Here is a 26,717-nt window from a genome sequence, read left to right as displayed (position 1 = left end):
ATGACAACCACCGAGACGGTTCAACCCGCATCGATGCCGCTCGCTCGCAAAGTGTTGTGCGTCGTGTACGCGCTGATCGCGCTCCTTGCGCTTGTTGCGACGTGGAGCCAAACCATCACCTACACAGGCGACCTCGCCGACTTCTTCGGCAGATTCTGGCAAGACACCAGAGTGAATGCCGCCTCGCGCAACATCTCCGCCGACGCGCTGATGGTGAGCTTGTCCGTCGTCATCCTGATGGTTGTCGAAGCCAGGAAGCATGGGGTGAGGTTCGTCTGGCTCTACATTGTCGGCGGAGCCTTGGTCGCCATCAGTGTGACGTTTCCGCTCTTCCTTCTCGCTCGCGAGATTCGCATCGGCGCGGCAGAGCCGCCGCGCCTTCGCCTTTTCGACGTGATCCTGCTAGCTGTGACCGCTGTTGGAGCTCTCGCCCTGACTACCTGGATCGACATGGGTTGATAGAGAAACCGATCACTGCGAGCCTTCTTTGAAATCCGCATTGCGGCCACCTAGGACGAGGCTCGTGGAGCGCTGCGTCCTTTCTCTAACAAGAGAAGTGGAAAAGTGTCACGATAAACCGATGGGCTCGACAGCATCCCGTGGCGGCTGGGCCGGCCAGCACGCGAACAAAAGGCTGGCTCACCTAGTTCTGCAGACAGACCAGTTGCCCGTGCTCAGGGACTGGTATCTGAGCGTCCTCGACGCTCACGTCGTATTCGAGAACGACATGCTGACATTCATGACCTTCGACGAGGAGCATCACCGCCTGGCCCTGGTGCAGTTGCCCGATGCGGCTCCCCGCACCTCGACGACCGTCGGGCTCGCACATTCGGCTTACACATTCGCAACACTGGACGGTCTCCTAACGAAATTTGAAGCCCTGAAGAAAGCAGGCATCCAGCCACACGTTCCGGTGCAGCACGGCCTTACGACTTCCCTTTACTACCGCGATCCCGACGGCAACATGGTGGAGCTACAGATCGACAACATGGCTCCCGACGACGCCACGGCGTATATGCACGGAGACGACTACAGCCGCGACCCCATCGGCCCCTCATTCGATCCCGACGCGATGCTCGCCGCGCTTAGGGCTGGCACCCCCGAACCAGAGCTGATCACCAGAACATGGGCGATGACCTGTCCACAACTCAACGTTTTCGAGTTGCTCCTGACCTGACGGTGCTCAGTGCCTCCATAACAGCTGCATTGCAGCCAGACTGAAGGCATGGTCGCCATCACCATCCGGGACGTCCCCGAAAAATGTGCGCGATGAGCTGGCCGCTCGGGCGGCTCGGTCCGGAAGGCACTCCAGGAGTACCTGCGCGGAATGCTCGTCGACACGGTAGCGAAACCGACGGTAGCGGACGTTCTCGCCCGCGCACGAGCGCGCGTCGCAGCAACCGGAAGCCGGCTCGACGCGGCGACCATCCTCGCCGGCAAGGATGCCGACAAGCGGTGAGCTTTCGCCCCGGCGCCTACACGACGCCGCTGATGTACTGCCCGCGATGCACCGACTCCAGCACGGTGCGCATCGCTTCGGCGCTTTGCCGCCACGAGAACTCGGTGCTGCGGATCTGCGCCTTGGCTCCTAGCTGTTCGCGCAACACCTGATCGGTCAGCAATCGCTCCATGCCATCGACCAGCTCGTCGTGCTCGTCGACGAGCAGCCCTGTCACGCCGTCGACGATGGAATCCGTCAACCCACCGGACGACCGGTAGCCGATCGTGGGCACGGAATGCTGACCTGCCTCGATGACCGCAAGCGCCCAGCCCTCTTTGCGCGACGGCAATACATGCACCCAGGACTGTTGCAGCACATGGTGTTTCGTCTCGTCATCGACATGACCATGGAAGGTCACCGCATCGGAAATGCCCAGCAGCGCGGCGTGCTCGACCAGTCGTGGTTCCCACCAACCGCCGCCGACGATGTCGAGCGTCAGCTCTGGAATTCGCTGGCGCAGCGCCGCGACGGCCTCGAGCGCATCTTCAATCTGCTTGTGCGGCACCAACCTTGACAGCACAACGACTCGCGGAGTGGCGGAGCGAGCCGGCTCGAGCACATGCGCCGGCGCCTCGTCGAGCCCGTTGCGCACCACAGCGATCTGGCCGGGTCGCACTCCCAGCGCCCCCAGGTCCCGCGCCGACGGCAGCGACACGGTGACGTACTGGTTGTGCCGGTGCGCCCGCGGCGAGAGCTTGGATTCGACGAACCAGCCGACCCTGCCCATCACCGGACCGGCCACCGGCCACTGCTCGCGATGGCAATGGTGCACGAGCAGAGCGACGCGACGCCCGTAGGCCAGACGCGCCATGAACGGGATGCCGTTCTGCGTGTCGATCACCACGTCGGGCTTCGCGCGCCGCAGCGGCCCGAGCCCGAAACGGGCCAGCACCATGGCCAAGCCTGCCCAGATGTAGACCGTGTGACGGCGGCCGCCCCTGCTGATGCGCACACCATCGACCACGTCGCGACGCCGCGCCCCCGGGTAGCGCGCCGTGCGCAGCGCGACCTCGAAACCGTCCTCGACCAGCTGCGCGCCGATGCGCTGCAGATAGGCCTCGCTGCCACCGCCCTGCGGGTGACCGGTATCGCGCCAGCACAACAACAGCACTGAGCGGAGCGGACGGTCAGACATTCCGACCAGACTAGTCGCGTCGCTGCGTAGGGTTCGGTCTCATGCCAGTGACGGACGAGTTCGCCGCAGCGGCGACGCTGTCCAGGTCGCTTCGCCTGCTGGCCGAGTTCCGCTTCGAGCAGAGCGACCCGGCCCGCTTCTACGGCGCACTCGCCGACGACACCGCTGCGATGGTCGCCGATCTCTGGCGCGACGCCGACGGCTCGTCGCCGGGCGGGCGCACCGTGCTCGACGTCGGGGGCGGCCCCGGCTACTTCTCAGAGGCCTTCTCCGCCAGAGGGTTTCAGTACATCGGTGTGGAACCCGATCCCTCGGAGATGCACGCGGGTCCCGCGGCGTCGGCCGAAGCCACCTATGTGCGGGCGTCCGGGATGGCGTTGCCGTTCGCCGACGCCAGCGTCGACGTCTGCCTCTCGTCCAACGTCGCAGAGCATGTACCGCGGCCGTGGCAGATGGGCCGGGAGATGCTGCGGGTGACCCGGCCCGGCGGGCTGGTGGTGCTCTCGTACACGGTGTGGCTGGGACCGTTCGGTGGGCACGAGACCGGGCTGTGGCACTACCTCGGCGGCGCTCGGGCGGCGCGCAGGTACACCCGCAGAAACGGTCATCCGCCGAAGAACAACTACGGCTCGTCGTTGTTCGCGGTCTCGGCGGCCGACGGCCTCGCATGGGCGGCCGGCACCGGCGCACTGCTCGCCGCATTTCCCCGCTACCACCCGCGATGGGCCTGGTGGCTGACGAAGGTGCCGGTGCTGCGGGAGTTCTTGGTGAGCAATCTGGTGCTCGTTCTACGGGCACCGTGATCGGCCGACTGCAACAGGTTCTCGTTTTGCGTCCGGATGGGTAGTGTGACGGCCATGACACAGAGCACCGCGTTCAGGACCGAATGGGACAAGCTGTTCATCGGCGGTAAGTGGGTCGAGCCCGCCACGTCGGACGTGATCGAGGTGCACTCCCCCGCGACTGGCGAGCTCGTCGGCAAGGTGCCGCTCGCGTCGGCCGCCGACGTCGACGCCGCCTGCGCCGCCGCCCGTAAGGCGTTCGACGAAGGACCGTGGCCGCACAAGTCCCCGCAGGAGCGCGCCGCCGTGCTCGCCGCCGCGGTCAAGCTGATGGAAGAGCGCGGCGAGGAGCTGAAGTTCCTGCTGGCCGCCGAGACGGGCCAGCCGCAGACGATCGTCGACATGATGCAGTACGGCGCCGCGCTGTCGTCGTTCCAGTACTTCGCCGGTGCCGCGGACAAGTTCGCGTGGAAGGAAATCCGCGACGGCATCTACGGCCAGACCCTGGTGCTGCGTGAGCCGATCGGTGTGGTCGGCGCCGTCACCGCCTGGAACGTGCCGTTCTTCCTGGCCGCCAACAAACTCGGCCCCGCGCTGCTGGCCGGCTGCACCGTCGTGCTCAAGCCCGCCGCCGAGACGCCGCTCTCGGTGTTCGCGATGGCCGAGATGTTCGCCGAGGCCGGCCTGCCCGAAGGCGTGCTCTCGATCGTGCCCGGCGGCCCGGAGACCGGTCGCGCGCTGACCGCGAATCCGCTGATCGACAAGTACACGTTCACCGGCAGCTCGGCGGTCGGCAAGGAGATCGCCAAGATCGCCGCCGAGAAGCTCAAGCCGTGCACGCTGGAACTCGGCGGCAAGTCCGCGGCGATCATCCTCGAAGACGCCGATCTCGACTCGACGTTGCCGATGCTCGGGTTCTCCGGCGTGATGAACAGCGGACAGGCGTGCGTCGCGCAGACTCGAATCCTCGCGCCGCGCTCCCGCTACGACGAGGTCGTCGAGAAGATCGCCAACTTCATCTCGGCCATGCCGGTCGGCCTGCCCGACGACCCGAATGCCGCGATCGGTCCGTTGATCTCGGAGAAGCAGCGCGACCGTGTGGAGGGCTACATCAAGAAGGGCGTCGAGGAAGGCGCCCGACTGGTCACCGGCGGGGGTCGTCCCGAGGGGCTCGACAGCGGCTGGTTCGTGCAGCCGACCGTCTTCGCCGACGTCGACAACTCGATGACGATCGCCCAGGAGGAGATCTTCGGTCCGGTGCTGGCGGTGATCCCCTACGAGACCGAAGAGGACGCGATCCGCATCGCCAACGACTCGGTGTACGGGCTGGCGGGCAGCGTCTGGACGACCGACAACGCCAAGGCGCTCGAGGTCGCATCCAAGATCCGCACTGGGACGTACGCGGTGAACATGTACGCGTTCGATCCCGGTGCGCCGTTCGGCGGCTACAAGAACTCCGGAATCGGTCGCGAGAACGGTCCCGAAGGTATCGAGGCGTACGTCGAGCACAAGAGCGTGCTGCTGCCGTTCGGCTACACCCCGGAGGACTGAACCCGAAAGTCAGAAGGCGGCTTCGGGGACTTCCATCACCTCGAGGCCGACGCTCTCGACGATCCCGCGCTGAGCGGTCAACCGCGGCAGCATGTTCTTGGCGAAGAAGTCCGCGGCGGCGACCTTGCCGGTGTAGAACGCGCGGTCGCTCTCCGGTGCGTCGCCGTCGAGCGCGGCCAGCGCGGTCTCGGCTTGGTGCACCAACAGCCAGCCGATGAACAGGTCGCCGACCGCGAGCAGGAACGGCACCGACTCCAGGCCGATGCGGTACAACTCGCGCGGATTCTCCTGCGCGGCAAGCAGGTACCCGGTCAGCGTGGCCACCATGGCCTGCACGTCCTGCAACGCGGTGGCCAGCAGCGCTCGGCTGTCGGCGAGCTCTGGACGCGGGGTGTCGCTGGCGAGGAACTGCTGGATCTGGCCGGCGACGTGCGTCAGCGCCGCGCCCTGGTCGCGGGCGATCTTGCGGAAGAAGAAGTCCTGCGCCTGGATCGCGGTGGTGCCCTCGTAGAGGGAGTCGATCTTGGCGTCGCGGATGTACTGCTCGATCGGGTAGTCCTGCAGGAAACCCGAACCGCCCAGCGTCTGCAGTGATTCCGTCAGACACTGGTATGCCCGCTCTGAACCGACGCCTTTGACGATCGGCAGCAGCAGGTCGTTGACCCGGCCGGCCATCTCGGCGTCGGCGCCCGAAACCAGCTGCGCGACGACCGCGTCCTGGTGGGCCGCGGTGTACAGGTAGAGCGCCCGCAACCCTTCGGCATAGGACTTCTGCGTAAGCAGCGCCCGGCGCACATCGGGGTGGTGCAGGATCGTCACCCGCGGCGCGTTCTTGTCGGTCATCTGGGTCATGTCAGCGCCCTGCACGCGCGTCTTGGCGTAGTCCAGCGCGTTGAGATAGCCGGTCGACAGCGTGGCAATCGCCTTGGTGCCCACCATCATTCGGGCATACTCGATGACCTTGAACATCTGGGCGATGCCGTTGTGGGTGTCGTTGACCAGCCATCCGACCGCCGGCACCCCGTGCTGACCGAACGTCAGCTCGCACGTCGCCGACACCTTCAACCCCATCTTGTGCTCGAGGCCGGTGACGAAAACTCCGTTGCGTTCACCGGGTTCGCCTGTCTCGGGGTCGAAGTGGTACTTCGGCACGATGAACAGGCTCAGCCCCTTGGTGCCCGGTCCGGCGCCTTCGGGCCGGGCGAGCACCAGGTGCATGATGTTCTCGAACAGGTCGTCGGTGTCGCCGTTGGTGATGAACCGCTTGACCCCGTCGAGATGCCATGTCCCGTCGGGCTGCTGGACGGCTTTGGTGCGCCCGGCACCGACGTCGGATCCCGCGTCGGGTTCGGTGAGCACCATCGTCGCGGCCCAGTTGCGCTCCATCATCAGCGCGGCCCAACGGCGCTGCTCTTCGTTGCCGATGCTGTTGATGATGTCGGCCATCGTCGATCCGGCGTGGTAGATGAACGCCGCCGGCTGTGCACCCAGCACGAATTCGTTGATCGCCCACTCCACCATCGCGGGGGCAGGCACTCCGCCGATGTCCTCGGCGATCCCGACACGGAACCACTCGCCCTGGTGGTAGGCCCGGAACGCCTTCTTGAACGGCTCCGGCAGGGTCACCGCGTGGGTGGCCGGGTCGAACGTCGGCGGGTGTCGGTCGGATTCGGCGAACGACTCCGCCACCGGCCCCTCGGCTTGGCGGGCCGCCTCGTCGAGCATCTGGCGCACCGACTCGCCGTCGAGCTCGCCGAACGCACCCGTCGCCAGCGCCTTGTCGAGGTTCAGCATCTCGAAGAGGTTGAATTCCAGATCGCGGACGTTGCTTCTGTAATGGCTCATGCTGAGCGCCCTCCTGGTCGGCGTCGAGCCCGAGCGTAGCCGTCGGGCGAGGCCGCGACCTGCACTTCACGCCGAGAGACCGACCGGCTTCCGAATTATTGTCATGAACATAATCTGGTGCGCGGGCCGACGCCATTGTCCTCATCGACCTCGGCTTATCGAGCCTTGGCTGTGATGTGGAATACAAATGTTGTTCGTGTGTGTTGCCGGTTCTATGCTGATCGTCATAAGCAGGGAGGTGTCCGATGTGGGACATTGAGCTCAACTTCGCGGGACACCGCTTCACGCACAGCGCCCATGACCGTCGCCGGCCCGTCCTCCGGCTCAACCCACGTGCCTTTGCTTGGCGGTCGGCGCTGACGCGCCGCGCCCGAGCGGCCTGACCGCTTTCGGAGGTTGCCCTGTCTTCAGCGGCCAAGACCCCCAACAGACGAGGTTCGACGCGCACCAAGATGCTCGTCAGCGCGGCGGAAGTGATGCGCGAACGCGGTGCCGCGGGCGTCACCATCGACGAGGTGCTGGCGCGCAGCGGCGCACCGCGCGGGTCGGTCTACTACCACTTCCCCGCGGGACGCAACCAGATCCTGACCGAGGCGCTGCAATACGCGGGCGAGAAGATCACCGAGGTCATCGACGACGCGGCCGCCAGGGGCGGCATGTACCTGGTCCGCGAATTCGTGGCCTTCTGGGAAGAGCTGCTCGTCGAAAGCGATTTCACCGCGGGCTGTCCGGTCGTGGCGGCCGCGATCGGGTCGGCCGAGGATGAACCCCGGTTGACGACTGTGGCCGGCAGCATTTTCGGCCACTGGCGCGATGCGCTGACCCGCGCGTTCGTCTCCGACGGCTTCGACGAATCCGACGCGGCCTCCCTGGCGATCACGTGCATCGCCGCGCTGGAGGGCGCGGTCGTGCTGTGCCGTTCCACCCGCACCGTCGATCCGCTGCGCGAGGTGGCTCAGCAGGTCGAGTTCCTGGTCAGGTCAAGGGATTTCATCAACCGGTACGGGGTTCCGGACCGGAAGTAGCAGCTGCCCGCCAGCGCGCGCAGACGAACTCCCGGTTGACCGCCGCGTCGACCAGCGACCATTCCGAACGGACCGGCAAGACCGGCGAGCCTGCGCCGAGTGAACAGGGGGCGTAACTGACGATCATCTCGTCGATCAGTCCCGCCGACACGAACTGGCCGGCGACATCACCTCCGCCGACCACCCAGACGTCCTTTCCCGCTGCGGCTGAAACCATCTGTGGGTGTAGCTCGGCGGCGTCGCCGGCGAAGGGCTGCACCGGATGTCGCTGTACGACAATGTGCGGCCGGCGCGTCATGACCCACGAGGGCTGCTCGTACATCCACTCGCCCGGATGGTTTCGCGCGATCCATTCGTAGGTCGCCGAACCCATCACGACGGCGCCGATCGTCGCGATGAACTCGTTGTAGTTGAACGGTCCGCCCTGATCGATGTCGCGGGAGATCAGCCAGTCCAAGCTGCCGCTGTCATCGACGATGTAGCCGTCCAAGCTGGATGCGGTGTAGTAGACAGTGGCCAAACCTGTTGTCCCTCAACGTTCTCGCGTCACGCGCCTCAGGGCTTGCCGCGTGCCGGTGTCTGGTAGGCGACGCCGTGGCGCAACGGTGTGGTGCCCTGCGCGGCCGTCGACTCCTGAACGGGTGAACCGCCCGAGGCTCCGCTCACCTCCGGCGTCTTGCTCGGGTCACCGGGTGACGGCTCGGCACCATGCGTGAGCTCTCGGAGTCGCGCGTTGAGCACCTCGAGGACCGGGATGCGGTTGCCGTGCTCGGTCTCGTGCTCGAACACCGCCCGCAACTGCGGTTCGTCGAGCGCGCGAATCCGGTGCCGCAACTCGGTGATGGGCAACTGGTCGTAATCGGCTATCGGCAAGTCATGCGCCATGCGCTGTCTCTTTTCGCGAGGGGTCACAGATGAGGCAAGCCGTCGACCGGCGTCGGCAGATTCTCGGTCTCCCGACCGCGATACCGCATCACCGCGGCCGCGACCGCTCCCGTCGACGCCAGCACGACGGTGGGCCAGAACAGCGCCTGCGCCACCACCAATCGTCGCTGCGCCTTAAAGATTCGCTTCTGCGCGTGCCTCAACCGGGTCAACGTTTCCACGCCTAACGGTTGCCCAGGACGCGGTTATCGAAACCCCGTCAGGTGCCGGTCCACTTCGGCGCCCGCTTCTCGGCGAACGCGATCGCGCCTTCCTTGGCATCGTTCGACATGAAGACGGGCCCGAAGATCTCGACCTGCTTCTTCCACATCTCCTGCGAGTTCCAGTCGCGCGATTCGACGATGATTCGCTTGGTCGCGGCCACCGCGAGCGGACCGTTCGCCGTGATCTTCTCAGCGAACGCGATCGCCGCCTCCAGCGCCTGACCGGGTTCGGCGAGCACGTTGACCAGCCCGAGGTCGTGGGCGCGCTGAGCGGACAGGCTCTCGCCGGTCAGCGCGAGCTCCATCGCAAGGCCGTACGGGATCCGCTGCGGCAACCGCAACAGGCCGCCGCCACCGGCCACCAGGCCGCGCTTGACCTCGGGGATACCGAACGCGGACTCCTTCGACGCCACGATCAGATCAGTGGCCAGTGCCAACTCGCAGCCGCCGGCCAGGCAGTAGCCCTCGACGGCCGCGATCAACGGCTTGGCGGGCGGACGCTCGGTGAAGCCCATTCCGCGACCCTTGATCGCGACGTTCTCGCCGCGCGCGAACGCCTTGAGGTCCATGCCCGCGCTGAACGAGCCGCCGGCGCCGGTCAGGATGCCCACGGACAGGCCGGCGTCGTCGTCGAGCCGATCCATGGCCTCGGCGAGACCGTGGCTGACGTCGGCGTTCACCGCGTTCTTGGCCTGCGGCCGGTTGATGGTGATGATGAGAATGCGGTCGCGCTGCTCGACCAGGACGACTGGTTCGGTGTTGTCACTCACGCGGGTGATCGTAACGGTCGGCTGCCAGGTCGGAAACCAGCGTTCGTTCGTCTTCATTTGTGAATATGACGACGATTTCCGGCCGGGTTCGTCGCCAGATGCACAACCGGGCCGGGTGTCAGTCCTTCTTTCCCTTCCCGTTGCCATTGCCTTTACCAGGGCCGCCCTTCTTGGGATTGTCGGGTGCCTCGACCACCGGAACCGCCGTCGACACCGGCGGCGCCGGCGAGACTGACGGGGGAGGCGGCGGGGGCGGCGGCACGGAGGTGCTGGTGCTGATCGGCTCGGGCGCCGTAGTGGTCGACGACGGGTCGAGCGCCAGCGCGAGTATCGCGACGACCAGCCCGACGAACGCCGCAGCGGCCAGCAACAGCTTGCGTTCCCGGGACATCGGGCGGCGTTGCCGCGGGGCGGGTGCAACGTCATGGTGCGCGGAGTAGTGCGCGGACGGAGGCACCGGCGGTGCCATCACCTTCGTCGCCGGCCGTGGCGGCGGCGTGACGGCCGGCGCGCCGGCCAATGCCGCACCCATCTGCGCTGCGCTGCCGAAGCGCTGATTCGGGTCGCGAGCCATCGCGCGGTCGATCACCGCTGCCAGTACCGGGTCGATGTCCGGGCGCACGACGCCGATCGGCGGCGGCGGGACGTCGAGGATCGCGCGCAGCAGCGCCGCCGGGTTCTCCTGGGGGAACGGCCGCCGCCCGGTCAGCGCCTCGTAGCCCATCACGCCCACCGCGTAGAGGTCGTCGGCAGTCGACGCCGGCGCGCCGGCGACCCGCTCGGGGCTCATGTAGGCCATGGTGCCGACGATCTGACCGGTCGCCGTGAGCGCTGCGCCCGCGGTCTTGGCGATCCCGAAGTCGGCCACCTTCATCGCGCCGCTGGCCGGGGCGATCAGCACGTTGCCGGGTTTGATGTCGCGGTGCACGATGCCCGCCGCATGCGCGCACGCGAGCGCGCCGAGAACGTCGTTAAGCATCGCGCGGACCCGTGCCGGCGGCATCGGCCCCATCGCGATGTCGTCGTGCAGCGTCCGCCCGGGAAGGCGCTCCATCACGATGAACGGCGCGCCGTCGTGCTCGCCGCAGTCGTGCACCGACACGATGTTGGGGTGGTTGAGCGCCGCGGCGGCGCGGGCCTCGTCCTCGAACCGGCGCCGCATGTCGGCGTCGGCGGTGAACGCCTCGTAGAGCACCTTGACCGCCACGGGACGGTCCAAGCGCGTGTCCCATCCGTCGTGGACCTCGGCCATGCCGCCGCGACCGAGCAGACCTCGCAGTTCGTAGCGGTCCGCAAGGAGATCGCGGCCGTCCATGCCGATAAGGTAGCCGTACCCGTCCGCAGGCAAACTTGCACCATTTGTCCAGCACAGCGGCAGTCGGCTAAACTAGAACACGTTTCAGTTTTCAACCGGAGGAGATCCGATGGCCACTGCCGACACCGAACCGTCGCAGCTCGCCAAGTGGGATCCCGGGCTGACCGAGCGCTTCTTCGCCGTCACCAGGCCTTTCCTCAAACGCTACTTCCGTTCCGAGGTGCGCGGCCTGGAGCACCTGCCGGCCGGCGGAGCACTGGTGGTATCCAACCATTCCGGCGGCATGCTGCCGATGGACGTGCCGATCCTCGCCGCGGACTTCTACGAACACCATGGGTATGACCGTCCGCTGTACACGCTCAGCCACGACATGCTGATGGTGGGCCCGACGGGCGAGTTCTTCCGCAAGATCGGCTACATCAGCGCCAACCACCGCAACGCCGACGAGGCGCTGCGGTCCGGCGGCCTGGTCGTGGTGTTTCCGGGTGGCGACTACGACGTGTACCGGCCGACGTTCTCGGAGAACGTGATCGACTTCGGCGGGCGCACCGGTTATGTGAAAGCCGCGCTGAACGCCGGCGTCCCGATCGTGCCCACCGTGGGAATCGGCGGCCAGGAGACCCAGATCTTCCTGTCGCGGGGGACGTGGCTGGCCAAGCGCCTGGGCCCGATCGCCCGCATGGCCCGCGCGAAGATCGTGCCGATCTCCTTCGGCTTCCCGTTCGGCCTGTCGCTGGTTGTTCCGCCCAACATTCCGCTGCCGTCGAAGATCGTCATGCAGGTGCTCGAGCCGATCGACATCGTGGCGCAGTTCGGCGAAGACCCCGACGTCGACGAGGTCGACGCGCACGTGCGCCATGTCATGCAGCGCGCGCTCGACGAGCTGGCCACCGAGCGTCGGCTCCCGGTGCTGGGCTAGCGGTGTTTCGGACGTCGCTGCTGCGGCTATGCCGGAGCGCGATGAAGATCAGACGCCCCTACCCGCTGATTCGCGCGACCGCAGAACTCGTCAACGCCGCCAACGGCGTGCAGCCGCTCGGCCGCGAGGGTTACATCACGCTGCCGGTGTTCGCCTTCGGATGGGCCACGACCGAGATGTCGCCGGTGTACATGGCGGTGTCGATGCTCGACGCCGTGCGCCGTGGGGTGCGCGGGGACTTCCGCGGCACGCGTGGCCGAACAGCGTTGCTGCTGACGGCAATAGCGTGGGGACTGCTGTGGCTGATCCACCGGCGCAATGTCGCCTCGCAGCCATACTTCGAAGAGCCGCTGCGCGAGGCGCTCGGCGAGGACTACGAGGGCATCGCGAACCAGTCGCAGCCAGCCCGGCGGCGACGCACGAAGGTCGGCCTCTGGCCCCACGAGTTGATCCGTCGGCGGTATGTCGGCAAGACCAGCACCGTGCAGTACGGGCCGCACCGCTGGGTGAACCGTGCCGACATCTGGCGTCGCGCCGACCTGCCCCGCGACGGCAAGGCCCCGGTGCTGCTGCAAGTGCCCGGTGGCGCGTGGGCCATCGGCATGCGCCGGCCCCAGGCTTACCCGCTGCTGGCCCACATGGCCGACCGCGGATGGGTCTGTGTCTCGATCGACTATCGGGTCAGCCCGCGGCATGCCTGGCCCGCGCACATCGTCGACGTGAAACGTGCGCTGGCCTGGATCAAGGAAAACATCGCCGACTACGGCGGTGACCCGGACTTCGTCGCGATCTCCGGTGGGTCGGCGGGTGGGCATCTGTCGTCGTTGGCCGCGCTGACACCGAACGACCCGCAGTGGCAACCGGGTTTCGAAGACGCCGACACCTCGGTGGTCGCGGCGGTGCCGATCTACGGCCGCTACGACTGGGTGTCCGCGACCGGATCGGGCCGCAAGGAGTTCATCGGGTTCCTGCAGAAGTTCGTGGTGAAGAAGCGGATCGCCGAGCACAGGCAGACCTTCGTCGACGCGTCGTCGATCATGCGGTTACGCCCTGACGCGCCACCGTTTTTCGTGCTCCACGGTCAGGACGACTCGATCATCCCGGTGCAGGAGGGACGCGACTTCGCCGAGGCGCTGCGCAAGGTGTCGAAGTCGACGGTCGCCTACGCCGAGATCCCGCATGCCCAGCACGCCTTCGACTTCTACTACGGATCACCGCGGGCGCACTACACCGCGCAGGCGGTCGAGAAGTTCCTGTCGTGGGTGCACGTGAAGCAGCAGAAGCCGGCCGTCACTGGGCCATAGCGGTCTCGATCACCGTCAGCTCAGTGGAAAGCCCTGCGGCGCGGCGGATTTCGACGAACGCATCGATCATCGCGTCGGTCAGTTCGTGTGGGTCTTCCAGTGTGGCGCCGTCGGACAGCACCGAGATGTTGAGCTGGTCGACGTAGCTCCACACCGTGATGTTCAACCCGCTGCCCGTGGTGAGCGGCCCGACGGAGTAGATCTCCGTCACCAGTGCGCCGCCGACCCGGCCAGGCTGACGCGGGCCGGGCACGTTGGAGATCGGCAGGTTCAAAATCTTGTTCTGGCCGTCCTTTTCGGCGAGCCGGTGGAACAACCGCTCTGCCGGCGCCGGAGGGAAATACGAGGACCACCGGCTCACGAGTTCCGGCCCCATCAGGTGGTGGGTGTCCTTGGCGTCGGTCGCGGCCTCGTGGACGGCGCGCACCCGCTCCAGGGGGTCGTCGAGCTGGATGGGCACGACCATCATGACGCCGGTGAAGTAGTTGCCCGAGATACGGTCCGGCGAGAAGTCGAAACTCACTGGGACGGAAGCCAACAGCGGGTGATCGGCATGCCCGTCGTACTTCAGCGACAGCTCCCGCAGCGCGCCGGCGGAGATCGCGAGCACCATGTCGTTGATCGTGACGCCCAGGTGTTTCGCGGTCTCCTTGACGTCGGCGAGCGCCAACGTGGCAGTAGCGAACTTGCGCTGCGCGTCCACGCGGTGGTTCATGAACGACGGCGGCGGCGTGAACGGCCTGGTGAGTTCGGACGAGAACTTCTTGGAGCTCTTGCGCACCCGCTGGACGCCCTGCGCCGTGTAGCGCATGACCCCCGGCAACCGCCCGATCTGGCGCATGTGGTCGGCGAACGCCGTCCGCACCAACTCCGCCCGGCCCGGCGCGGGGTCGGTGGCATACGAGTCGCGGTCGGCCTGCGGACCGGTCTGGAGGTCCATGCCGCGGGCGAGCAGGTTGGCAGAGGCCACGCCGTCGGCGAGGGCGTGGTGAATCTTGCCCAACACCGCGATCCGGCCGTTGGCCAGGCCCTCGATGAGGTACATCTCCCACAGCGGCCTGCTCCGGTCCAGCGGCGTGCTGGCGATGCGGCCGACGGCCTCGTCGAGTTGCCGACGCCCGCCCGGACTGTCGACCCGGTAGGGACGCACGTGGTACTCGAGGTCGACCTCGCAGTTCTCCCGCCACATCGGGTGGTGGAACTTGAACGGGATGTCGATCAGTTCGTAGCGGAAGGGGTCCAGCTTGTAGAGCCGCCCGTGGATGACCTCGCGGAACTGTTCGATGCCGAACTCCCGGTCGCCCAGTTCGGACAGGTCGATGACCGCCAGTTTGAGCGTGTGCATGTGCACAGCCGGCGTCTCGCTGTACAGCAGCACGGCATCCCAGCCGCTGAGCCTCTTCACTTCTTCGCCACCCCCCGTGTCCGGAGGTGCCTATATAACCTCTTTGGCGCCGATCAGCGACCGGTTTCGATGAATCTGGTTGAGGAACAGGCCGATTGCCGTGGCGATCGAACCGGTCCTGGCCCCGTCGGTCATGTCGAACGCGTGACCCGCGCCGGGCAGTTCGACGTAGCTGACCGCCGACCGGGACACCCCGCGCAACCGCTCGACGAACGCGCGAGCCTGTGCGACCGGAATGACGCTGTCGCCCGTGCCGTGCACGACCAGGAACGGTGGCGCGTCGCGGTGCACACGCGCGATCGGTGACGCCTTGCGGAACACGTCGGGGTGATCGGCGAGCTTGCGTCTGACCACCACACGTTCGAGGAAGTCGACGAAGCGCACCCGCTCGACCGTCGAGCGATCCTCCCAGTCGTAGCGGCCGTAGATCGGGATGACCGCGTCGACAGAGGTGTCCGAGTCCTCCGGCAGCTCGGCCTGCAGCTCCGGATCATTGGGCGTCAGGCCGGCGAGAGCCGCCAGGTGACCGCCGGCCGATGCGCCCGCCACCGCGACGAAACTACGGTCGCCGCCGAACTTGTCGACGTTGGCGCGCGCCCACGCGATCGCGGTCTTGACGTCGCTGATGTGCGCCGGCCACGGGTGGTGCGGAGCGACCCGGTAGTCGATGGACAGGCACACCCAGCCCTTCTGGGCCAGGTGGCTCATCAGGGCATAGCCCTGCAGCATCCGGCTGCCGTGTACCCAGGCGCCACCGGGCAGGAAAATCAGCACCGGCGCGGGCTCGGCCGGCAGCTCTTCGAGCCGCCAGACGTCGAGCAGCTGGGACGGCCGCGGGCCGTAGCGCACCGAGCTGCGGTACACGCTGCGGCGATGCTCGCGGAAGTTCCACAGCGGGGGCGCCGACTGCGGCGCGGGCCAGTCGATCGCGAGGTCCTTGGCGTTGACGACGCCGCGCAGCGCAGCCTCGGTGACGGCGTTGGTGCAGTTGCGCTCAGAACGCTTGAGCTCGGTGTTGCGCGGGCTGAACAGGGACTTCGCCGTCGCGCTGAGGAAGTCGGGCAGATGGCGGGAGCCCCACACTCCGGCCGCTGTCGCAGCGCCGAGCGGCTCGAGGTGCTTACCGATGACCGGCAACGATGCGGAAGCCACACTCATCGCCAGGAGGTAGTCCGACGGTCCGGCGTTGAGGAACCACCGCGCACGCGTGAACAAGGTCGGTCCGGGGTACCGGGGCTCCGGTCGTTGGGCCATTGCGCGAGAGTACCCCCGCGCCTCCGCGGGAGAGGACAACATCGGGCAAGTGTCTACGCGTGACATTTGCCGGCCGATCTGTGACGGCCGTGGCCGATGCTCCGACCTATACCGTGACCTGCGCATTCCGGCTAGCGTGGCTCGACGACCGTCGACATCGAATGAGGACTTCCACCGTGAGCAAGTCAGCCCTGGCCATCACCGAAGAGCACATCGACCTGGCCGATTCCACGTTCGGCCAGCTCAACCGGGTCAAGAGCCGCGCAGCGGCCCGCGCCACCCTCGAGGGCGAACCCGCACATCCGCCGCAGATCTGGTCGGCGGCGGCCGATCTGGGCTGGCCCGGGCTGGCGATTGCCGAGGAGCACGGCGGGTCCGGCTTCGGCCTCGCCGAACTCGCGGTGGTGCTGGAGGCCCAAGGCCACGAACTGTGCCCCGGCCCGTTCCTGCCCACCGTGGCAGCGGCCGTCGTGATCGACCGTTGCGCGCCCGATTCGGTTCGAGCCGAACTGCTTCCGGGGTTGGCGGACGGCAGTACGGTCGCCGCGCTCGCGGTGTCGGGCGATGTGAGCGTCGACTCCGACTTGACGGTCAACGGTGAGTGTTCAGCGGTGCTCGGTGCGCCGGATGCCGAACTGCTCGTCATCGTCGCCGGCGACGACGTCGTGGTGGTCGACACGGGCAGTGTCACCGTCGCCGCACTGGAGTCGATGGACACGACGCGTAGCCTGGGCAAGGTCACTCTGACCGGCGTGGCGGTACCCGAAGACAGGGTGCTGCGCGGCGCTGCCCGCAAGGCACGCACGGTGTTTCGGATCCTGACATCCGCTGAAGCGGTCGGTGTCAGTTGGGCGAGTATGGAGATGGCGGTCGAGTACGCCAAGGTGCGAGAGCAGTTCGGCCGCACGATCGGCACCTTCCAGGCGGTCAAGCACCACGCGGCGAACATGCTCGTCAACGCCGAAGAGACGACCGCCGCCACCTGGGACGCCGCCCGTGCCGACGACCTGGACAGCGCGTGGTTCGCCGCGGCGGTCGCCGCATCACATGCGATCCGCACGGTGATCTTCAACGCGCAGAACAACATTCAGCTGCACGGCGGCATCGGGTTCACCTGGGAGCACGACGCACATCTTTACCTGCGCCGCGCGCGCACGCTCGCAGCGTTGATGGCCGAGGCCGGTGATCCCCTTGCCGACATCGTGGCCGCTCAGCGTGACGGGCAGGCGCACGGCGCCTCGTTCGCGCTGCCGCCTGAGGCCGAACGTTTCCGGGCACAGGCTCGTGAAGCCGTCGCCAGCCTCCGCGCGCTGCCGACCGAGCAGCAGCGCGACTTCCTCGTCGACTCCGGCTATCTCGTGCCGCACTGGCCGAAGCCGTGGGGCCGCGCCGCAGAAGTGCTCGAACAGTTGGTGATCGAGGAGGAGTTCAGGGACGTCGAACGGCCCGACATGGGCATCACCGGCTGGGTCACCCTGACGATCGCCCAGGCCGGCACCGACGACCAGAGGGAGCGCTGGGTCGAGCCGGTACTGCGCGGCGAGGTGATGTGGTGCCAGCTGTTCTCCGAGCCCGGCGCCGGATCGGACGCCGCGGCGGTGCGCACGTCGGCGAAGAAGGTCGACGGCGGTTGGCGGGTGACCGGCCAGAAAGTGTGGACCAGTCTGGCGCATCTGTGCCAGTGGGGGCTGGCCACCGTCCGCACCGATCCCGACGCACCCAAGCACGCAGGCGTGACGATGATGGCGATCGACATGAATGCGCCTGGCGTGACGGTGAACCCGCTTCGCGGGCTGACCGGGCACTCGCACTTCAACGAGGTCTTCTTCGACGACGTGTTCGTGCCGGACGCCGACGTGGTCGGCGACGTCAACAAGGGCTGGCTGGTGGCCCGCGCGACGCTGGGCAACGAACGCATCTCGATCGGCCGCGGTTCCGGCGGCGCAACGGGGTTCACCGCAGCAGATCTCGTCGAACTGCTCGACGGTGCACCCGCCGAAACCGCCGCACAGTTCGTCCGGCGCGCGGGGGAGGTCATCGCGGAGACGCACACGTTGCGGCTGCTGAACCTGCGCCGGGTGACGCGCGCGATCGCGGGCTCGGAGCCGGGACCGGAGGGCAATGTCACCAAGCTGCTGGTGGCCGAGTCCGGCCAGCGAATGACGGAACTGGCAATGGAATTGGCCGGCCCGGCAGCGGTCGTCGGGCAGACCCCGACGCTGACGCAGTCCTACCTCGGCAACCGCGCGATGACGATCGCCGGTGGCACTTCGGAGATCACGCGCAACACGATCGCCGAACGAATCCTGGGACTGCCACGCGATCCGCTGCTGAAATAACCCCGGTCAACTCAGCAGGGCGATGCCACCGACGAGCAGCGCAACGACTTTGACCGTCTCCAAGCCGACATACCCGTAGTGCGCGCGGGACCGGCCGTGGCCCGCGGTGTTTTCGCCAGGCGGCGTGGACAATACGGCGTCAGAACGCCGGTTGAGTGCCGGGCGCACCGCCACCAGTTGGGCCGCCAACGCGAGGATGGCAATGCCGATCGCAACGACGGCCGCTGTCGAGAACCCGTCGATCACGAAGGCGATCACCAGGATGACGGCCAGCGCGCCCTCTATCGCGTTCAGCGCACGGAACACCAATCGGCCGATGCCGAGCCCGATCTGGATCGAGACGCCGGGCGCCCGGAACTTCAGCGGCGCCTCGATGAACGAGATGGCGGTGACCATGCCCAGCCAGACGAAGGTGAGCGCGATCGCGATCGCGTGTGCAACCGTCATGAAGCCCTCTTTCTCGGTGCGATAGTTGCGATACAGAGATCAGGTTCGGCGAACGGGACCAAGGCGTCCACGGTCACCGGCGCGTCCCACGCCTCCAGCGCGCCCTGCATGAGACCGAGGTGCACCGGACATATCACGTCTCGACGGCCGTCCGCGAGCTCCAGGAACGGACAGTTCCGCAGCCCGAGTTCGCCTCGCTCCGAACGCGTTTCGGGCGCGAAGTCGAGATCGGCAAGCAGATCGGTGAGGCGGTCGAGAGGGTCGCGCTCTGGGGCGCCGTGTGTCTCCGAGGCGACGGCTTGCTTCTCCCCCCAGGCGCGCCCGGCCGCGACCGCTCGGCCCTGCGGGTCACGCTGACGGGCGAGCGCGTCCGCGAGAACCGCCGCCAGCATCCGGTAGTGGCGGGGACCGTGGGGGTCCATACCCGTTGGGGCACGGAACATCCGGGGCGGACGGCCCGGTTTTGCGAACTCGGGCTTGATCACTTCCGCCCGGCCCTGCCTCGCCAGCGCTTCCAGATGGAAGCGCGCGGTGTTCGGGTGGATCGACAGGCGCTGTGCGACGTCGACGATGCTCAAGGGCATGCCAGCAGCCCGCAGCGTCGACAGCACCTTGTCACGCCTTGCGTCAGGCATCGTCAGTCGTCCGGCCCGGGTTCTCGGGACAGCGCCGCACGCGGGCACTCGGCGATCGCCTTCTCGGCGTGCTCGCGCAGTTCGGCGGGCACCGGATCGGCTGTCACCACGGCATAGTCGTCATCGTCGAGTTCGAACACCTGTGGCGCGTACTTGACGCACAGCGCATTGCCTTCACATCGATCGCGGTCCACCACCACACGCACGATGCCTCCTCGGTCCTCGCGCTCAAGATAGACGTAATTTATACGAGTTCGAATGTATAAACAAGCTTGGCTACTGGCGCTGGCCCATCAACCGGCCCAACTCCGCTCGCGAGTGGATCCCCAGCTTGCGATAGATCCGAGTCACGTTGGCTTCCACAGTCTTCGCACTGATGAACAGCTTGGCGGCGATGTCACGATTCATCATTCCCGCGGCCACCAGTTCAGCGACGCGCTGCTCCGACGGCGTGAGATCGACCGTTCGGCCACGGGGAACATTCGTCCGATCCAGTGTCGCGCGGGCGCGGTCGGCCCACAGCGGAGCGCCCAACCGCTCGAAGGTCTGTAGTGCATCGGTGAGAGTTTCCGAGGCATACCGCTTCTGGCGGTTACGCCGCTGCACCTGCCCCAGCAGCAGCTGGGTGCGGGCCCGTTCGAAGGGCATCTCCAACCGCTCATGCTCGGCCATCGCTCGTGACAGCGAGTCCTCCGCGGCCGCGAGATCGCCTGCGGCGGCGTATATCATCGCGCGACACCGCGCGGCGATCGCCAACATCCATGGCCTGTCCAGCTTGCTGCCGTTGCGCTCCAGCGCCGTGACCAACGGCTCGGCCTGCGCCGAACGGCCCAGTGTCACCATCGCTTCCACGGCGTCGGGAATGAAGGCCGCCTTGATGATCTCGGTGCAACGCAGTCGGTCGGTTGCCGACAGCAGCGGATCGAGATCGCGAAGTGCCTGCTCCGCATCGCCAACCGAAACACTGACGAAACCCAGCGTGATGATCGGCCAATCACTCAGCAATGGTGCGTTGAACCGCTCAGCCGCCTCGATCGCCGCGCGCGCGTCGGCCCGCGCCTGCTCGACGCGACCGGCATAGGCCGAAACCAGGCCCCGCACGGTCAGCGCGATGACCAATCCATGGTCACCGCCGATCTGCTGGGCGCGCTCGATCGCGTCGTCCGCGGAGTCACTCGCTGCGGGGAAATTGCCGAGCCAGACGTTGATCAACGTGCTCCACACCGCGACGAACAACATGTCGCTGTCCGCACCACGCTCGATGCACGATCGGCGCAACGCCAACACGTGCTCATGCGCCTCGTCGAGCCGACCGGCCCAGGCCAAGACCTGCACGGCGGCGGAGTGGGCGCGGAACGGGATCGGCGCGTCGAAATTCGGGTCCTCCAGCTCGACCGCCCTGTTCAGCCCGTCTTCGTCGAAACCGTCGCCGCTCAGCGCTTTCACCACCTGCAAGTCGGCCAACGCCTGACTGGTCAGCACGTTGATCCCAAGCGCCTCAGCGTCTTTCGCAGCTTGTTCTGCGCTGTGCAGAGCCTCGTCGTATCGGCCCTGATTGGCCTGTGTGAACGACAGCATCAACAGGGTCTGGACGTGCACCGGCGGGTTGTCAGCGCAATTGCTCACGGCCTCGACGAGCACCTCGGTGGCTTCGGCGAAGCTGCGCCGATAGATGTAGATTCCGGCGAGCAGGTTGAGGGCGAGAGCACGCAGCAAGCCAGGCCGCAGATCCGCCATCGCGGGCATGAGCACTTCGTAGGCCGTGTCATGGTCACCGGCGCGGAAATGGTGGCTCGCCGAGCGGAGCCGACGCGACGCGGTGTCGCCGCCCAACCGGATCGCCAGGTCCACGAGCTCGGCTGCCGCACTGGGCGCACCCCTTGCTCGTGCGGCGTCCGCGGCTTCGTCCAACGCCTTCAAAATCTCGGGATCGTTACGTGTCGAGGCAAGCGCCAGATGGCGCGCCTTCACCTCGGGCTCCCTGACGACGGCGGCCAGTTTCCGGTGCATCCGCCTGCGGCGCGGTCCATCCGCACCGACGTAAACGCCGTGGGCGACAAGCGGATGGGTGAAATGGACGCGGTTTCCGGAAATCTCGACGATGCTGCGGTTTTCGGCGTCCTCGAGCGTCGCGGCCATCGCACTGGGTGTTGTTTCAGTGGCCTGGGCCAGCAGCTCCACTGTCGGATCCGGCACGCTCGCGGCAGCCAGCAAGGCGTCATAGGTGTCGGCGTTCAGATCGGCGAGCCGCAGGCGGACCAGTTCGGCGAGTGTGCTCGGGAGGTCGGGCCCGCTGTCGATCGCGCGGGCCATCTCCAACGCGTAGAACGGATTTCCCGCAGACACCTGGGCGATCCGGGTGATGGTCGGCCGTGGAAGCGAACATCCGAGGCGACTGATGATCAACTCGTGCAGTCCGCCGAGGTTCAGCGCACCGACCCGAAGCCGAACCAGCGCGTCCGGCCTCGGCAGGTGCAGCCACGGCACCGCGGCGTCCCGGCTCGACTCCGTGCGCTCGGAGACGATGACGGCAACGGCGCCGCGCAAGCGGCGGACGACGAACGCGAGGACCTCGCGGCTGCAACTGTCGAGCCACTGGACGTCGTCGACGCCGACGAGAACCGGTGCCTCCCTCGCGAGTATCTCGATGAGCGACAGCACCGCGGCCGCCACCACCCGTTGATCGGTCTCCGGTCCGCCGCCGTCGTCGTGCATGAGGACCCGACCCAGCGCGACACGTTGCACACTCGGCAGTCCGGAGAACGCGGCGGCGTCCACGCTCGACAGCAGGTCCGCCACGCTGCCGTAAGCGAGTTTGGTCTCGGCTTCGGATGCCCGCGCCGACATCACCCGGAAACCGGCGTCGCGGGCCCGGTCCAGCGCTTCCAGCCACAGGGTGGTCTTCCCGATGCCGGCATCGCCTTCCAGCAGAAGACCGGCGGGCTGGCGCGCTGCGTCCGCGAGCAAGCCCTCGATCACCCGCATCTCCTCGGACCGGCTCACCACCGCCACGGCCACATCATGACAGCCAGCAAACGGCGCCGTGGTGGAACCGGACCGGTCGCCACATTCCTCGGGTTGGTCGCGTAATACTGGTCGAATGGCACCCAACCCTCTGCATCCTGACTTGCGGGTCGCCGCCCGCCTCGCACCGAAACAGGTGATCACGCCTGTGACGCTGCCGATCATCCGGATGGCGACCCGGCGGCTGTGGTCGCGGGTGCCCCGCCACGTCGAGGCGCTGACCCTGCCGTCGGGTGTCGGGGTGTGGCTGTACCGGCCGACCGGCGTGACCGGGAAAACCCCTGCCCTGCTATGGATTCACGGCGGCGGTTACCTCATCGGCCACCCCGGCCAGGACCACCAACTGTGCCGCCGCTACGCACGGCGACTCGGGGTCACCGTCGCCTCCGTCGACTACCGGTTGGCACCCGAGCATCCCTACCCCGCCGGGGTGGAGGACTGCTACTCGGCATTGAAGTGGCTGGCGACGTTGCCGTCCGTCGACTCCGGGCGCGTCGCGATCGGTGGGGCGAGTGCGGGCGGCGGATTGGCGGCCTCGCTGGCGCTGCTGGCTCGCGACCGTGGCGAGATTCCCCTTGTCGCGCAGCTACTGGTGTATCCGATGCTCGACGACCGGACCTCCAGCCGCCGTGGCCTCGACAAGCCCGGCCATCGCCTGTGGAACCAGTCGAGCAACAAGTTCGGCTGGTCGGCGTATCTCGGCGACGCCGACCCCGCGGTGGCGGTGCCCGGGCGGCGCGAGGACCTGGCCGGCCTGCCCCCCGCGTGGATGGGCGTCGGCGACCTGGATCTCTTCCACGACGAGGATCTCGCCTATGCCGAACGTCTCAGGGCCGCCGGGGTGCCCTGCGAGGTCGAAGTCATCAAGGGCGCGTTCCACGGTTTCGACGGCATCGTCCCGAACGCCTCCGTGTCGCAACGGTTCTTCAACAGTCAGTGCGCGATGCTGGAGCGGGTGCTGGCGCCCGCCGCGGCCTAGCGAACGAACGCGGTGTCGCCGGCTGTCACGGTGGCCGCGACCATGTCCGCATCGAGTTCGGCGAGAATCTCCGCAGGCGCGGCGGCAAGGGCGACGAGATCCCCGGGCTGACCCGCCGCCACGGTGCGAACCTCGGTCGGCCGGTCCGCATGTCCGAGGAACATGCTCAACGCCGTATGCGACGCGATGCGCTCCCCCGCGCCCAGCACGTTGCCGCCGGCGGTGACGCGTCGCACCGCGGCGCGCATCGCCGCCCACGGATCGTCGGCGCCGAACGGCATATCGGTCGACAGCGCGACTTTCACTCCGGCGCCTATCAGTGAGTCGACCCGCCACAGCTCGTGCTGCTCGGCGGCCGGTACGTCCTGGAGGTACTGGTCGCCACGCTCGGCGACGAAGTTCGGCTGCGTCACGACCGTCACCCCACTCTCGGCGAGCGAGGCCAAACAGCCGTCAGGCACCACAGCCGCGTGTTCGATGCGGTCGTTCGGGTGCGTTCCGGTGACCTGCAGGGCGGACAGCGTGAGGACGAGCTGGGCGGCGGTCACGCAATGCACGGCGACCGGTACCCCTTGCTCATGCCGGTCGGCGATCCACTCGACGAGACCGTCGAGGTCGAGATCTGTGTCATGCAGGATCCGCTTGCCGGGCGCCAGGAAATGCACCCGCTGCCGCAGCTCGCCCTGGCGATGCGACCGCAACAACTTCACGATGTCGCCGACCTCCAGGTCGGGCGTGGCGTCGGTCACCCCGGTGACGCCGAACCGGCTGAGCCGACGGCTCACCTCGTCCAGCCGGATCACGCTGCGCTGCAACGTACCCGACCAGGAGTGATCGGCACTGTGCACCCGGCCGTCGGGATGATCGGCCATCCCGACGCGAGCCAGGCCGATCGAATTCAACGTCCACAGCACACCGCTGCGGTGTTGGATTCGTACCGGCACGCGCGGCGACAGCTCATCGAGCACTTCGCGATCGAGCGGTCCCGCGGCCGCTTCGTGGTACCCCACCGCCCTGATCCAGCCGTCGTCTCCGACGTCCGCAGTCGCCAGGACGCGGCCCAAGTCCGCCCGGTTGCGCACCTCGGCGGGGCCGACCCGCACCGACTTCAACGCGGCGGCGGCCGAGCGCAGGTGCACGTGGTGATCGTGCAGCCCCGGGATGACGGTCTGGCCGGTGGCGTCGTAGACGTCCTCACCCGGCAGGGGCGCCAAGGTCTGCTCGACGGCCGTGATCTCGTCGGCCACACGGATATCCATGACGGAGCCGTCGAGCAGCGTGGCCCGTTGGATCAGCAAGACGCGAACCGTCGCTGCGTGATCAGTCGTTCGACTTCCTCGTTGTCCGCGCCGAGCGGCGGCGCCGAGGCGATGGGTTGCGGTGTCGCATCGAATTGTGATTGGTCTTCGAGGGGCAGCTGCGCGTACGTCGCGGCCACCGCGGCCATGGACGTCTCGATCAACTCGCCGCCGCCGCTGCGCAGCGACTGCACGACGGCCAACGCCGCCTCGAGACCGGTCAACGGATCGGCGATCGCATCGCCGCAGAAGACGGGATCGGCGCTCTCGCCACAGACCAGACCGCCCGACACCGCCGCGTCGTCGCCGAACGCGACCCAGTTCGCGCGGTCACCGTCGGTCCCGTGGCCGGTGACCCGAAGCCACACCCGGCCGTCGCGAGGCGGCACGTCCGTCGGCGCCAGCCCGCGGCGGGCCAGCGCGGCCGGCCGTGACGACTCGATCACCACGTCGGCGGCGGCCAGTAGTGCTCGTAGCTCGGCGGGTTCGTCGAAATCTGCCTCATACGAGAGCTTTCCGGCGTTGACCCAGTCGAAGAACGGCTTCGGCCCACTGCGCGCGCCGTCGGGACGGGCAGCGCTTTCCACCTTGACGACCGTCGCACCCGCGAGCGACAGCAGGTGTCCGCACAGCGGGCCCGCCCACATCGCGGAAAGATCGGCGACCAACAGGTCCGCCGGGCTGCGGGTGACGGTGGCGGCACCGAACGGGTAGACCCGCGGCGGCTCGGCAGGTGTCTCGGCGAGCGCGGCGACCGGCAGGCCGAGCAGTCGGGCGCGGTCAGTCACCTCGGCGCTCTCGCTGTCGGCGACCCAGTCCTGCACGGCTGGCCACGGATCGTCCACCCGGCCGGCACCCAGCAGCGCGGGTACGGCGTCGAGGTCGTCGGGCCGGGCCAACGTGAGCGCGCACCAGCCGTCGCGGCTCGGCATGAGCCGTGTCGCCCCACCCGCCGACAGCCGCCCGTCCGGCGAGAGGCCCAGCAGCGCCGCCCGTCCGCCGATCAGCTCGGCGGCATCGAGCCGGACGCCGGTGAAGGTCGCATAGGTGTCGGCGACGCGCCGCGCCCGGTCGAGCACGGCGGTGGGGACGGACAACGGTGTCGACGTCACAGTCCCCATTGTGCTTCGTACGACGCGAGCGCCGAAATCGGGCGGCCGTCAGTACTGCAGCGCGGTGAACCGCCAGTCCAGCACCTGACGGTTTGGTTCGCCGACGGCGTACACCAGGGACCGCAAGCTCAGCACGCCCCCGCGATCGTCGGGCAGCGGTTCAGCGCGCTCGACGTGCAGTTCGCTGTAGAGGGTGTCCCCTTCGTGCACCGGACCGGTGTGGTCACACGACTGCCAGCCCAGCACGGTGACGAGGTCGGGCAGCAGCCGGGTGGCCTGCGCCAGCGCCAGCCCGATCGTGTGGCCGCCATAGACCAGCCGCTGGCCGCTGACGCGCCGATCATGGTGTGTCGCAGCGATGTTGAGTGACAGCCGGGCAAGCTCAGGCGCGCTGCTCACCACGTCGGCGCTGCTGTGCAATACCGCTCCGCCGAGCCCCGGGTCGAATTCGACGCCCTTGACCTTGGCGCGGTAGGCAGCGGCGTCCCAGTCCGCGGTCGGGTCGGGTGTGGGCAGGGTTTCGGCGCCGATCGTCGAAAGGTCGTCGGCATGGCCGGTCTCGGCGGCCCCGTCGCGCAGCGGCAACATCGCGCACCGGTAGAAGTCGAGCACCAGTCGACCAAGCTCGTCGATCGTCGTCATCCGCAAGGCCGCCAAGCCGGTGGACGCCCGCCCGGGCTTCGTCGAGTTCTGCTTCAAGCCCACCACTTCGGTGCGCGTGAACAGGGTGTCGCCGATGACGGGAAAGCGGTGAAAAACCAGCCCGCGGTAGAACAGGTTGGCCTTCACCCGCTGGGTGGCCAGCGTGGTCTGGCCGATCGCCACATCGCACACCAACGCCGGGTGTGCCAGCGGGCCGGTCGCCCCGGTAACGGCCATCGCGAGCTCACCGTCCAGGGCGAGGCGGAGGCGATCGCCGACGATCGACT

General features: G+C 67.7%; 25 protein-coding genes. 9 read left to right on the top strand and 16 right to left on the bottom strand.

The features are described from left to right. Both A5663_RS14455 and A5663_RS14450 read left to right on the top strand, forming a co-directional pair. Entirely contained in the window at positions 1 to 459 is a 459-nt protein-coding gene (locus A5663_RS14455) for a DUF2834 domain-containing protein (protein WP_068150111.1), read from the top strand. A gap of 121 nt (positions 460 to 580) precedes the next feature. Further along, entirely contained in the window at positions 581 to 1,177 is a 597-nt protein-coding gene (locus A5663_RS14450; protein WP_068150108.1) for a VOC family protein, read from the top strand. A 298-nt stretch (positions 1,178 to 1,475) separates the two neighbouring features. Here A5663_RS14450 and A5663_RS14440 read toward each other — a convergent pair whose 3' ends face one another. Further along, positions 1,476 to 2,636, bottom strand: a complete 1,161-nt coding sequence (locus A5663_RS14440) for a glycosyltransferase family 4 protein (RefSeq protein WP_068150104.1) — start codon at positions 2,634 to 2,636, stop codon at positions 1,476 to 1,478. A gap of 41 nt (positions 2,637 to 2,677) precedes the next feature. Here A5663_RS14440 and A5663_RS14435 point away from each other — a divergent pair, with 41 nt between their 5' ends. Together A5663_RS14435 and A5663_RS14430 are read left to right on the top strand one after the other, a co-directional pair. Beyond that, positions 2,678 to 3,439: a class I SAM-dependent methyltransferase gene (locus A5663_RS14435; RefSeq protein WP_068150101.1), complete on the top strand. Its 762-nt coding sequence runs from the start codon at positions 2,678 to 2,680 to the stop codon at positions 3,437 to 3,439. Positions 3,440 to 3,493: 54 nt separating this feature from the next. Then, positions 3,494 to 4,969 carry an aldehyde dehydrogenase gene (locus A5663_RS14430; protein WP_068150167.1) on the top strand — a complete coding sequence of 492 codons (1,476 nt, stop codon included), beginning with the start codon at positions 3,494 to 3,496 and terminating at the stop codon, positions 4,967 to 4,969. Between the two features lie 9 nt (positions 4,970 to 4,978). Here A5663_RS14430 and A5663_RS14425 read toward each other — a convergent pair whose 3' ends face one another. After that, positions 4,979 to 6,814 (bottom strand): acyl-CoA dehydrogenase, encoded by a 1,836-nt coding sequence (locus A5663_RS14425; RefSeq protein ID WP_068150098.1) that lies wholly within the window; start codon positions 6,812 to 6,814, stop codon positions 4,979 to 4,981. Positions 6,815 to 7,266: 452 nt separating this feature from the next. Between A5663_RS14425 and A5663_RS14420 the strand changes: the two genes are divergently transcribed. Continuing rightward, complete coding sequence (locus tag A5663_RS14420) at positions 7,267 to 7,839, top strand: TetR/AcrR family transcriptional regulator (protein WP_068150094.1); 573 nt, start codon at positions 7,267 to 7,269, stop codon at positions 7,837 to 7,839. Here the strand turns inward: A5663_RS14420 and A5663_RS14415 are convergent. From A5663_RS14415 to A5663_RS14395, 5 genes are all read right to left on the bottom strand, one after another. Further along, on the bottom strand, positions 7,808 to 8,359 hold the full coding sequence (locus A5663_RS14415) for a dihydrofolate reductase family protein (protein ID WP_068150090.1): 552 nt from the start codon (positions 8,357 to 8,359) through the stop codon (positions 7,808 to 7,810). The genes A5663_RS14420 and A5663_RS14415 overlap by 32 nt on opposite strands. Positions 8,360 to 8,394: 35 nt before the next feature. Then, positions 8,395 to 8,724: a hypothetical protein gene (locus A5663_RS14410; RefSeq protein WP_068150087.1), complete on the bottom strand. Its 330-nt coding sequence runs from the start codon at positions 8,722 to 8,724 to the stop codon at positions 8,395 to 8,397. A 23-nt stretch (positions 8,725 to 8,747) separates the two neighbouring features. Further along, complete coding sequence (locus A5663_RS14405; protein WP_231976789.1) at positions 8,748 to 8,936, bottom strand: hypothetical protein; 189 nt, start codon at positions 8,934 to 8,936, stop codon at positions 8,748 to 8,750. Between the two features lie 47 nt (positions 8,937 to 8,983). Next, a complete protein-coding gene (locus tag A5663_RS14400) occupies positions 8,984 to 9,757 on the bottom strand; it encodes a crotonase/enoyl-CoA hydratase family protein (RefSeq protein ID WP_369816636.1) in 774 nt (257 codons plus the stop codon). A 118-nt stretch (positions 9,758 to 9,875) separates the two neighbouring features. Beyond that, positions 9,876 to 11,072, bottom strand: coding sequence for a protein kinase (locus A5663_RS14395; protein ID WP_068150082.1), 1,197 nt, complete (start codon positions 11,070 to 11,072; stop codon positions 9,876 to 9,878). A 109-nt stretch (positions 11,073 to 11,181) separates the two neighbouring features. Between A5663_RS14395 and A5663_RS14390 the strand changes: the two genes are divergently transcribed. After that, positions 11,182 to 11,991, top strand: coding sequence for a lysophospholipid acyltransferase family protein (locus tag A5663_RS14390; RefSeq protein WP_068150079.1), 810 nt, complete (start codon positions 11,182 to 11,184; stop codon positions 11,989 to 11,991). A 41-nt stretch (positions 11,992 to 12,032) separates the two neighbouring features. Then, positions 12,033 to 13,295: an alpha/beta hydrolase gene (locus A5663_RS14385; protein WP_068150076.1), complete on the top strand. Its 1,263-nt coding sequence runs from the start codon at positions 12,033 to 12,035 to the stop codon at positions 13,293 to 13,295. On the opposite strand, the gene A5663_RS14380 is transcribed toward A5663_RS14385, so the two are convergent. Continuing rightward, positions 13,282 to 14,700 carry a wax ester/triacylglycerol synthase family O-acyltransferase gene (locus A5663_RS14380; RefSeq protein WP_068150074.1) on the bottom strand — a complete coding sequence of 473 codons (1,419 nt, stop codon included), beginning with the start codon at positions 14,698 to 14,700 and terminating at the stop codon, positions 13,282 to 13,284. The two genes, A5663_RS14385 and A5663_RS14380, sit on opposite strands and share 14 nt — an antisense overlap. Before the next feature lie 30 nt (positions 14,701 to 14,730). Further along, positions 14,731 to 15,954: an alpha/beta hydrolase gene (locus tag A5663_RS14375; protein ID WP_068150071.1), complete on the bottom strand. Its 1,224-nt coding sequence runs from the start codon at positions 15,952 to 15,954 to the stop codon at positions 14,731 to 14,733. 176 nt (positions 15,955 to 16,130) lie between these two features. On the opposite strand from A5663_RS14375, the gene A5663_RS14370 reads away from it, so the two are divergent. Continuing rightward, positions 16,131 to 18,293, top strand: coding sequence for an acyl-CoA dehydrogenase (locus A5663_RS14370; protein ID WP_068150069.1), 2,163 nt, complete (start codon positions 16,131 to 16,133; stop codon positions 18,291 to 18,293). A gap of 6 nt (positions 18,294 to 18,299) precedes the next feature. Here the strand turns inward: A5663_RS14370 and A5663_RS14365 are convergent, their stop codons facing one another. From A5663_RS14365 to A5663_RS14350, 4 genes are all read right to left on the bottom strand, one after another. Then, positions 18,300 to 18,740, bottom strand: a complete 441-nt coding sequence (locus A5663_RS14365; protein WP_068150066.1) for a hypothetical protein — start codon at positions 18,738 to 18,740, stop codon at positions 18,300 to 18,302. Further along, positions 18,737 to 19,375: a metalloregulator ArsR/SmtB family transcription factor gene (locus tag A5663_RS14360; RefSeq protein WP_068150063.1), complete on the bottom strand. Its 639-nt coding sequence runs from the start codon at positions 19,373 to 19,375 to the stop codon at positions 18,737 to 18,739. The genes A5663_RS14365 and A5663_RS14360 overlap by 4 nt, the downstream gene beginning before the upstream one ends. 2 nt (positions 19,376 to 19,377) lie before the next feature. Further along, positions 19,378 to 19,581: a ferredoxin gene (locus A5663_RS14355; RefSeq protein WP_068150060.1), complete on the bottom strand. Its 204-nt coding sequence runs from the start codon at positions 19,579 to 19,581 to the stop codon at positions 19,378 to 19,380. Positions 19,582 to 19,651: 70 nt separating this feature from the next. Then, on the bottom strand, positions 19,652 to 22,387 hold the full coding sequence (locus tag A5663_RS14350) for a LuxR C-terminal-related transcriptional regulator (protein ID WP_255396376.1): 2,736 nt from the start codon (positions 22,385 to 22,387) through the stop codon (positions 19,652 to 19,654). 88 nt (positions 22,388 to 22,475) lie between these two features. On the opposite strand from A5663_RS14350, the gene A5663_RS14345 reads away from it, so the two are divergent. Beyond that, positions 22,476 to 23,378, top strand: coding sequence for an alpha/beta hydrolase (locus A5663_RS14345; RefSeq protein ID WP_068150058.1), 903 nt, complete (start codon positions 22,476 to 22,478; stop codon positions 23,376 to 23,378). Here the strand turns inward: A5663_RS14345 and A5663_RS14340 are convergent. The 3 genes from A5663_RS14340 to A5663_RS14330 form a co-directional block, all read right to left on the bottom strand. Next, positions 23,375 to 24,676: an amidohydrolase family protein gene (locus A5663_RS14340; protein WP_068150055.1), complete on the bottom strand. Its 1,302-nt coding sequence runs from the start codon at positions 24,674 to 24,676 to the stop codon at positions 23,375 to 23,377. The genes A5663_RS14345 and A5663_RS14340 overlap by 4 nt on opposite strands. Then, positions 24,670 to 25,797: a CoA transferase gene (locus tag A5663_RS14335; protein WP_068150052.1), complete on the bottom strand. Its 1,128-nt coding sequence runs from the start codon at positions 25,795 to 25,797 to the stop codon at positions 24,670 to 24,672. The genes A5663_RS14340 and A5663_RS14335 overlap by 7 nt, the downstream gene beginning before the upstream one ends. A 39-nt stretch (positions 25,798 to 25,836) precedes the next feature. Further along, the coding region (locus A5663_RS14330; RefSeq protein ID WP_068150048.1) for an acyl dehydratase at positions 25,837 to 26,717 on the bottom strand (881 nt) is incomplete at its 5' end.

Source organism: Mycobacterium sp. E740 (assembly GCF_001672895.1).
GTDB lineage: Bacteria > Actinomycetota > Actinomycetes > Mycobacteriales > Mycobacteriaceae > Mycobacterium.
Note: the sequence above shows the minus strand (reverse complement) of the source record. Positions and strands in the feature narration are given on the sequence as shown.